General features: G+C 39.3%; 3 protein-coding genes. All 3 read left to right on the top strand.

Features of this window, described 5'->3' with window-relative positions:
* Positions 1 to 702 (top strand): HlyD family secretion protein (locus tag WBM98_RS12175; RefSeq protein WP_424366297.1); only part of this gene is annotated, 702 nt, incomplete at its 5' end.
* A gap of 7 nt (positions 703 to 709) precedes the next feature.
* Positions 710 to 1,894, top strand: a complete 1,185-nt coding sequence (locus WBM98_RS12170) for an ABC transporter permease (RefSeq protein WP_424366296.1) — start codon at positions 710 to 712, stop codon at positions 1,892 to 1,894.
* 5 nt (positions 1,895 to 1,899) lie between these two features.
* The coding region (locus WBM98_RS12165) for an alpha/beta hydrolase (protein WP_424366295.1) at positions 1,900 to 2,816 on the top strand (917 nt) is incomplete at its 3' end.

Raw genomic sequence — 2,816 nt, 5'->3', positions numbered from 1 at the left:
GCGAAAGGGCAATTGGATATGGCTTTTAACGGCGCAACCGCAGAGCAAGTAAACCAAATCACCGGGCAAATAGATGCCGGGAGGGCACAATTGGATTTTGCTCAACAATCCTATAACAGATTGCAGGCTATGTATGAGGACTCCTTGGTTAGTTTGCAACAATTCGATGAGGTAAAAATGAAACGGGATATGGCAAAGGCACAAGTTGCGGCTCTAGAAGCTAAGCGCGAGGAGGTGAGCAAAAGTGCCAGAACTGAACAGGTAGACCAGGCCAAAGGCCAATTAAACAGGGCTATTGGCGCGAAAGAAGAAGTGCTCACCGCGGCCGATGAAAAATATGTGATCGCCCCTGCAGATATGTCTATTGAAACCATAAGCCTTCAAGAAGGGGAATTGCTTACCCCTGGGTATACATTGTTCAATGGGTATAAGAAAAACAGTCCCTATTTTCGATTTACGGTACCTGAATCAAAAGTGTACGATTTTGAGGTACACGAAGCACTTACGCTCATTAACCCCTATACCAAAGAAGAGATCAAAGCCGAAATTGTAGCCATAAAGCAACTGGCCGAGTATGCCGATATTACCAGCACAGCCCCTTTATTTGAACTATCAGAGTCGATTTATGAGTTGAAGGCCATACCCACTTCGGATATATCAAAACAAAAGTTTTATACCAATGCTACCATTCTTATTAAATAGTTAGCGCATGAATGATTTTTTAAAATTACTCCGAATAGAATTTGCACGTATTTTTTCAAATGATGTGCTGCTTGCCATTTTTATCGGAGCCCCTATATTTTACGGAATTTTATTTGGCTACGTCTATCAGCAGGCAAAAGTGGTGGATCTGCCCATCGTGATCGTAGATCAGGACAATAGCCCTACTACGGACAAAATCATCGATGCTTTTGTCGATAATGAAGTCTTGTTGGTGAACGATGTACGATATACCCCTGGAAATATTCTATCTGAAATGCCCACGGAGCAATATGTTGCAGTGGTTACTTTTCCAACGGATTTTGAAGCGGATATTCTCCAAAAAAGACATCCTGAAATAAGGGTTGACTTGAATATGGCGAATATATTGAATGCCAATACGGCGAGTAAAAATATTCAATCGGTTTTAATGACCCTAAATGCCGGAATTGAAATAGAAGGACTCAAAAAACAGGGTCTCCATACGAGTCAGGCGTTAGCCACCTATGAAAGCTTTAAAATCAATTTCAATAAGCTTTATAATTCCACCGGAAATTATTTGACTTTTATGCTGCCGGGTTTACTGGCGACGATCATGCAACAGATAATATTTTTGGCCATGGCATTGGTTTTTGCCAGGGATTTTGAAGATGGCTATTTCGGAAAGCTTGTAAAGGTGAGCAGGTTTTCCCTCTATCATATAGCACTTAAGTCGACCCCATTCCTGTTGATGTTACCCATCATGTGGGTCATTGTAAGCTTGTTTATTCCCTTTTTTAAAATTGATGCGGACATCTACAATTTCCCAATGTTGATTTTGGCAACGCTCCTAACGTTGGCTTCTATGTGTATCGGTATGCTGTTTTCCATTGCAATCCCTAGCCAATTGAAAGCTACGGAACTTTTAATGGTAATTTCGACCCCTGCTTTTGTACTTAGTGGCTTTACGTGGCCAACACTATCATTCCCTGATGCAATAACGAATATGGCCCAATATATTCCATTGACCCAGTTTTTAAGTGGCTTCAGGAGAATAGCCTTTTACGGTGGGGATACATCCTCGATTAAAACTGAAATCAACATTTTATTACTGATCACCCTTGTAACCTTTATTGTTTTGGTAGTACTACTTCAGTTAAAAATATATTGGTTCGGCAAAAAACAAAATAGACTTTTAAGCGTATCGCAAAACTAAATCAAATGCAAAAAAGAACATTCATAGAAAAGGCCAATGACAATTATCTTCCCGATGTGCTGGGTGATGGGTTTAAAAAGTTAACCTTATCGCTTAAGGACGATTATGAGGGGAGCGTGGTTGCAACCTTGATTCGGCGAAAATCCGAAACTACATCAAGTAAGGCCATTTTATATGTACACGGTTTCAATGATTATTTCTTTCAAGGACAAATGGCCAAAAGATGTAACTTAAATGGATATAATTTCTATGCACTTGATCTGCGTAAATATGGGCGTTCATACCTAAGCCATCAAAAATTGAACAATGTCCGTTCTTTATTGGAATATGATGAAGAATTGGATCTTGCCCTGCAGATCATCAAATCTGAAAACAACAATCAGGTGCTTTTAATGGGGCATTCTAACGGAGGGCTTATTCTTGCCAATTATGCCGGGAGTCATTTAAATAGCGATCTATTTCATGGCATAATCTGTAACAGTCCGTTTTTTGAATTCAATTTAAGTTACTTCAAGAGGAAAATAGGAATCCCCATACTATCCATTCTCGGCAGGTATTTTCCCAATAGAACTATTTCAAGTAGATTTTCAAAACTATATGGGTATAGTTTGCACCATGACAAATATGGTGAATGGAACTATTCACTTGCATGGAAACCCTTCGAAAAACCGAAGGTGAATTTGGGCTTTATCAGGGCGATACATCAGGCACAAGAAAATATCAAAAATAGGCTCGTGATTGATGTTCCAATATTAGTGATGCACAGTAATTTATCAATTTATGGAAATCATTGGTCTGAAAAATTCAGAACAGGGGATGCGGTATTAAACGTTGACCACATTCGTGCTTATGCCAATAAGATCATGGGCGAAGTAACTATTGATGAGATTGAAAACGGAATTCACGATTTGTTTCTTTCAAG

Origin of the sequence: Maribacter sp. (genome assembly GCF_049667165.1) — a bacterium.
Classification (GTDB): Bacteria; Bacteroidota; Bacteroidia; order Flavobacteriales; family Flavobacteriaceae; genus Maribacter_A.
Note: the sequence above shows the minus strand (reverse complement) of the source record. Positions and strands in the feature narration are given on the sequence as shown.

Bases quoted from the DNA above. Each gene is read 5' to 3' on its own strand.
- WBM98_RS12170 (WP_424366296.1), top strand. From the start codon at position 710: ATGAATGATTTTTTAAAATTACTCCGAATAGAATTTGCACGTATTTTT.